This window comes from Streptomyces sp. RPT161, from assembly GCF_027533845.1.
Taxonomy (GTDB): Bacteria; Actinomycetota; Actinomycetes; order Streptomycetales; family Streptomycetaceae; genus Streptantibioticus_A; species Streptantibioticus_A silvisoli_A.
In genome coordinates, this window is the sequence record NZ_JAPZVN010000031.1 from 56,137 (window position 1) to 62,136 (window position 6,000).

Consider the following 6,000-nt stretch of genomic DNA (forward strand, 5'->3'; position numbering starts at 1 on the left):
GATGGCGTCAGGCTGGGGGCATGAGCCGGTATCCGTATGTGGTGTACGCGTGGGACGGGCACAGCCCGTACCGGCTGGTCATGTTCCCCAACGAGAGCTACCGGCAGGTGCACACCAGGGAGGAACTCGAGGTGCTGGCCAAGGAGTGGGGGCTGGACCTCGACGATCCCGACCAGGTGGTGTGGGAGGGCGGCGACCTCTGGCCGCCGCCGTCACAGCAGTGACCGCCTCGCCCCGGCCGACGTGTCACGGCGGAACGCCAGCACCGCCGCGTCGTCGTTGAGCGAGCCGCCCGCGTACGCCCGCACATCGGCGAGCAGTTCGTCCAGCAGTGCGTCGGGGTCGTCCGCCCGCATCGCGGCGACCCGCTCCAGCAGTGGGTAGAACCGGTCCGCCGCGTCGCGTGCCTCGGAGACCCCGTCGGTGTAGAGCAGCAGCAGCTCACCCGGGCGGAAGTCGACGGTCCGGGCGGTGTAGGCGCCGCCCACCAGGGACAGCAGCGCCAGCGGCGGGGCGTACGCGGGTGGGTGGACCTCCACCGTGGCGCCGGACGCGTCCCGCAGCAGCGGCGGCGGATGGCCGCAGTTGACGATCGTGGCCGGGCCGTGGTCCGGGACGCCGACCAGTACGGCGGTCACGAACTCCTCGCCGCCCGGCCGCCGGGCGAGCGCCCCGTCCAGGCGGCGCGCCACGGTGGTGAGGTCCGGCTCGGTCTGCGAGGCGTCCCGGAACACCCCCAGCACGTCCACGGCCGCCTCCACCGCGGACAGCCCCTTGCCGCGCACATCGCCGAGCAGCAACCGCGTGCCGTAGGGCGTGGGCAGCACCTCGTACAGGTCACCGCCGATCCGGGCCTCCGCCGCGGCGGCCACGTACCGCACCGCGACCCGCAGCGGCCCGAAGCGCCGGGGGACCGGCCGCAGCAGCGCCTGCTGGGCGGCGGCCGCCACACTGCGCACCTGGGCCAGTTCCCGCTCCCGCGCGGCGACCAGCGCCACCGAGGCGGTACTGGTGAAGGTGACCGCCAGCACGGTGGCCGCGGCCGTGGCGTGCACGACCGTGGGCACCCCGCTGTTGGCCAGGCTGAGCACGCCCACGGCCAGCGTGCCGACCAGCCCGGCGACCAGCGGTACCGCCGCCTTGCGGGTACTGATCGCGGCCAGCACGGGCAGCGCCGCCAGGATCGGGGAGAACGTCGACCCGGGGCCGGTGAGCAGGTCCACCACGATCGCGGCCGCGATCAGCAGGTACGCCAGGCCGATCAGGACCCGCACCTGCAGCGACAGGCGCACCGGCGGCAACTGCGGCTGGGCAACCGCGACCCCGGCCATGGCTCCCTCCTGCCCGACTCGCCCGGCAGTCAAGAACCATTATCCCGCGCGGTCGCCCGCCAGGATTGGCCGAAAGCGCCACCGGAGAAGAAGGCCCCCGCGCCCCCGAATCCGCCCCCGGGAGCTCCCGTGCCAGGGCCCGGGCCCGTCCCCGGGACCACATCCCCGGCGGCCACGGCCCTGGAAGGCCCACCAGACGGGGCCCAGGACGCCATCTGCCGTTGTGCGCCGGTGTGTTGGGCGACCATCTGCCCTCGCGCCGTCACCGCGCCCGGAAAGCAGAAGGCCTGCCCGGTGCGACGGGGGATGCACACCGGGCAGGCACAAGGATCTTTTTACCGCATCGAGGGGTGGTTATGCATCAAAATCTTGTTCGCTTTGCCATTCACCGCGCCACTGGCAACGAAATCAGGCCACGGGCCCTCATCGAGGGGGCCGCCACCGGGGCGAGGGGCGGCGCCGGGCCGTGGTGGCGCGGCGCCGCCCCTGCGGTGCAGGTGGCCCTGACCCCCGTCCGGGGCCACCTCGCTGTGGAGCCGTGTGGACACGGCGCCGGTTCAGGGGCTTTGGGGTGGGTCGGAGGGCAGGTTCATCTCGCGGCGGAACTGGCCGATGATGGTGGTGAGGCAGTCCTGGACATCGGGTGGAAGTCCGACCGCGCGCAGCGCGATGGCGCGTACCCGCTGGTCGCGCATGGCGACGAGGAAGCGGACCTCCTCCTCCACGCGCTGGGTCTGCGAGGCGGACAGATCGCCCAGCAGGTATCCGACGGGCACGCCGAAGAACTTGGCCACCGCCCGCAGCACGTCCGGGCTGGGGTTGGCCCGCTTGCCGTTGCGCAGCATCGACAGGTACTGCTCGGTGAGGGTGACCCCGCCGTACTCCTCGGTTCCCTTGCTGATCTCGGCAGCCACATGGGCGTTGGTGTAGGGGGCGCCTGGCGGGTGCATGTGCGCGAACAGGTAGTTGAGGCGTTCGGCCAGCGGCCCGCAGGTGGGCTTGGGCGGTGTGTCACCTCCGGCTGCCATCTCCTACCGTCCTTCCAACGTCTCACCGCCAGTTAAGCCACTTAACTGCACGCCTGGCATCCTGCCATGTAAGCGCTGCCATGCACCAGTCCAATTCAGAAACCGGCTGGTCAGGCTACTTAACTGGCGGTGAGGGAGTTGTCCGGAAGGGCTCAGACGCCCATGTCGCAACAGCAGTCACGGCGCAACTGCCGACCGACCGCCAGCCATTCCGCGTCCGTCACCGACGCGCGGTGTGCGGTGTGCCCGGGGCCGGAGAAGGAGCCCACCAACTCGGCCTGCTCGTACGGGACTCCACCGCGCAGCACCGACACCGTCCGCACCAGCGAGTCGAAGTCGGTGAACGGATCGCCGTCGACCACCGTCAGGTCAGCCAGCTTGCCCTCCTCCACGGTGCCCAACTCGCCCTCCACGCCGAAGACCTGGGCGGGGACGACCGTCGCGGTGCGCAGCGTCTGCGCCGCCGACAGGCCGAAGCGGTGCAGCGCGCGCAAGCCCATGTGCAGATGGAGGCCCACCGGTACCAACGGCGAGTCGGTGCCCATCGCCACCAGGCCGCCACCCGCCAGCACCCTGCGGTAGACGCCGACCTCCGTCTCCAGAGCGGCCAGTTGGTCGGCCGTCGGCGGTTGTGCGGCGAGCTGGCGGACCACCGCCGTGTCCCACGGCGGCATCAGCGCCGTGACCCTGGGGTCGGTGGCGAGCGCCGGTTCGGCACCGACCAGCGGTGCCGCGGTGAACGGTGTGGCGATCATCCGGAAGTCCGTCGCCGTGTACAGCTCCAGCAGGTCCTCGTAGGAGTGCCCGGTGGCCGTCACGTCGTGGCCGAACTCCAGCCGCTGCGTGGCGTGCAGGTGGGACGTCAGGTCCTGTCCGAGCTGGATGCCCGGTGTGCACAGGTGGCCGCCGCTGCGCACCCCGAGCCGTTCGTGCGCGAAGCGCGCCGCCGTCTCCATCACCCAACCGGGCGCCCGCACGTAGGTCTTGACGAAGTCCCAGTCCAGCGCCGCCCCCCGGGCCAGCGATCGGGCGAGGCCCTCGCGGGTGCGGTGTGCCCTGCCCATGCTGTACGCGACCCGTGAACCGTCCAGCAACTCGCCGGTGGCCAGCAGCCGCGGCCCGGCCAGCGCGCCCGCCGCGACCGCGTCCCGGATCCGCGCCTGCTCGTAGGCGAAACCGCCCAGCGAGACGGCCGTGGTGATCCCGTAGGCGAGTTGCAGGGAGGTCTGCCGACCGCCGTAGGTCGCCTGCCACGGATGGGTGTGGGAGTCCCACAGCCCGGGTGTGACGGTGTACGCGGAGGCGTCGATCCGGCGCCGCGCGGGCCGCCCCGCGCGGTGCGGCTCCACGGCGGCGATCCGCCCGCCGCGCACCACCACGTCGACGTCGTGCCGGACCCGCTCGCCGGTGCCGTCCCACAGCTGCCCGGCGTGCACCACGGTGTCGGCGGGCGCCGGGCGCCGGTAGTCGAGCGGAACGCGGACCGTACGGGCCGTGCCGCCCGCGGCGTCGATCATGCGCAGCGCGCCCGACGACAGGTACAGCAGGGTGCGTGAGTCCCCGGACCAGGAGGGATGGTCGGCGGGCTCGTCGGTGAGCTGCCGTGGCGCCCCGTCCGGGGTGCCGTCCGGACGTACCGGCAGCAGCCACAGCGCGGACTCGGAGATCACCGCCATCCACCGGCCGTCGGGGGACCAGACCGGGCCGGAGTCGTAGCGGTCGGAGATGGACACATGCGGTGCCACGGCGTGCAGCCGGGCGGTGCCGTCCGTGGTGTCCACCACCCGGATCAGGTTGTAGCCCTCACGGAAGCGCTGGTTGAGCCGGTTGCGGTCGCAGAACGCCAGGTACCGCCCGTCCGGCGACCAGCTCGGCCGGCCCGGCAGACCCCCGCCGCCCAGCGGCGCCGCGAGCACCCGCTCGGTGCCCTTCGCCAGATCGCGCACCACCAGGTTGCCGGACATGTCCACACAGGCCAGCCGGTTGCCGTCCGGTGACAGCGCCGGGTACACCCGTCCGCCCGAGGCCAGAACCGTTTCCGTTCCCGAGGCGAGGTCATGGCGGCGCACCGCGTACAGCCCGTCCCGGTCGTCCGCGTACAGCAGTGACCGCCCGTCCCGCGACCAGACCGGGCCGAGCACATAGCGGGTGGGGTCAGCGCTGACGATCCGGCGCGGTTTGGCGCCCGAAGTTCCGCACAGCCACAGCGAGTTGAGCGCCGCGAAGGCCACCTGCCGTCCGTCGGGGGACAGCGCGGGCAGATGCACCCCGCGCACCGGGCGCACGCCGGTGCCGTCCAGGTCGTACTTCTTCACGCGGTAGCGCGGCAGGTCCACCGGCAGCGTGCCGGCGAACGGGATCCGCCGGGCGTCACCGGGCCGCTGCGGGCGCAGCAGCCGGAACTGGCCGTCCACGTTGACCAGCAACTCGTCATCGGACGTCCAGCGCGGCGGTGCGGGCGCCACGTCCCCGTCGACGCGTACCGGCGTGCCGTCCACCACCAGCGTGCAGGAGGCGGCGGGCGCGGCGGTGGTGCGCAGATAGGCGAGCCGCCCGCCGGGCGAGACGGCCGGGACCATCAGCTGGACGCCGGGCGTCGGATCGGTGTGGGTGACCGTGACCGGACCGGAACCGTCGGCCGGGACCGAGGCGATGGTACGGGCGTCCAGCGCGGTGCCGCCGGGCGTGCCGGAGGCCACCGGCCGGGCGCGCACGAACCGCACCTCGCGGCCGTCCGGTGACCAGGCCGGGTCGAAGTCCTCCCAGGGGCCGTCCTGCAGGGGCCCCTGCTGGCCGGGCAGGCCGGTGATCCGGGTCAGCCGCCCGGTCGCCACGTCGAGCAGCCAGATCCGGTAGGGGCTGCCCGCCACCGGGTCGCCGCCGCGTTCGGAGGCGAAGGCGATCCGGGTGCCGTCCGGCGACCAGGACGGACCGCGGTCGTCCCAGGGGCCGTCGGTGCGCTGCTTGAGCTCCGAGCCGTCCGGGCGCAGCGTCCAGATGTGGAAGCCGCCGCCCCGGTAGGCGCACACGGCCAGCAGCTTGCCGTCGGGGGAGAAGGCCGGGCGGGTCGGCTCCAGGTCCGGCGTGCTGATCGGCACCGCGTGGCCGCCCGTGGGCGGCAGCGACCACAGCACGTTCTGCACTTCGGCGACCAGCCGGTCACCGGTGGGGGAGAGGGTGGCCGATCCGTTGGTGCCCGAGGTGAAGGACAGCGTGACGCGCCCGGTGGCGGCGCCGGCCGGGTCCTGGTCGGCGAGGGCTTCACCCGGAAGGCCGAGTACGGCCCCGGCGGCCGCGGCTCCGGCCGCCGCGTGTAAGAAACCGCGCCGGGAGAGCGCGGAACCGGTTGTGTCGAAGGGGTCCTGAACGGTGTCCAAGAGGGCTCCCTGGCTTGGAAGTTGAGAGGGGTTCGACGTCTCGCGCTGCTGATCGTGGCACAGCCAGGGGGGCCGTCGGCACTGAGTTCCCGCTGGTCACCACGGGCGAACCGGAGCCTTGTGACTAGACACACCGACTGCCCGGAGTCAAGGTTCGGTCAAGTAGTTGCGCGGATATGCAAGAAAGAGGCTAGACTTCAAACGAAGTTGCAAGAGGCACCTCGTTCGGTGAGGCGTCTGCACGGACACAGGCCACTGATCCCA

The 6,000-nt window shown here is 72.7% G+C and carries 4 protein-coding genes; 1 reads left to right on the forward strand and 3 read right to left on the reverse strand.

Annotation, left to right across the window (positions count from 1 at the left end; translation table 11 throughout):
- Positions 1-20 precede the first annotated feature (20 nt).
- Positions 21-224 carry a hypothetical protein gene (locus tag O5O46_RS33060; RefSeq protein ID WP_269859351.1) on the forward strand — a complete coding sequence of 68 codons (204 nt, stop codon included), beginning with the start codon at positions 21-23 and terminating at the stop codon, positions 222-224.
- Here O5O46_RS33060 and O5O46_RS33065 read toward each other — a convergent pair.
- From O5O46_RS33065 to O5O46_RS33075, 3 genes are all read right to left on the reverse strand, one after another.
- Entirely contained in the window at positions 213-1,331 is a 1,119-nt protein-coding gene (locus O5O46_RS33065; RefSeq protein WP_269859352.1) for a PP2C family protein-serine/threonine phosphatase, read from the reverse strand. The genes O5O46_RS33060 and O5O46_RS33065 overlap by 12 nt on opposite strands.
- 557 nt (positions 1,332-1,888) lie before the next feature.
- The gene (locus O5O46_RS33070; protein ID WP_269859353.1) at positions 1,889-2,359 is read right to left on the reverse strand and encodes a helix-turn-helix domain-containing protein; all 471 of its coding nucleotides are present in this window, start codon (positions 2,357-2,359) and stop codon (positions 1,889-1,891) included.
- Between the two features lie 152 nt (positions 2,360-2,511).
- Positions 2,512-5,736: an amidohydrolase family protein gene (locus O5O46_RS33075; protein WP_269859354.1), complete on the reverse strand. Its 3,225-nt coding sequence runs from the start codon at positions 5,734-5,736 to the stop codon at positions 2,512-2,514.
- Between the last annotated feature and the right edge of the window lie 264 nt (positions 5,737-6,000).

Bases quoted from the DNA above. Each gene is read 5' to 3' on its own strand.
- O5O46_RS33060 (WP_269859351.1), top strand. From the start codon at position 21: ATGAGCCGGTATCCGTATGTGGTGTACGCGTGGGACGGGCACAGCCCG.
- O5O46_RS33065 (WP_269859352.1), bottom strand. From the start codon at position 1,331: ATGGCCGGGGTCGCGGTTGCCCAGCCGCAGTTGCCGCCGGTGCGCCTG.
- O5O46_RS33070 (WP_269859353.1), bottom strand. From the start codon at position 2,359: ATGGCAGCCGGAGGTGACACACCGCCCAAGCCCACCTGCGGGCCGCTG.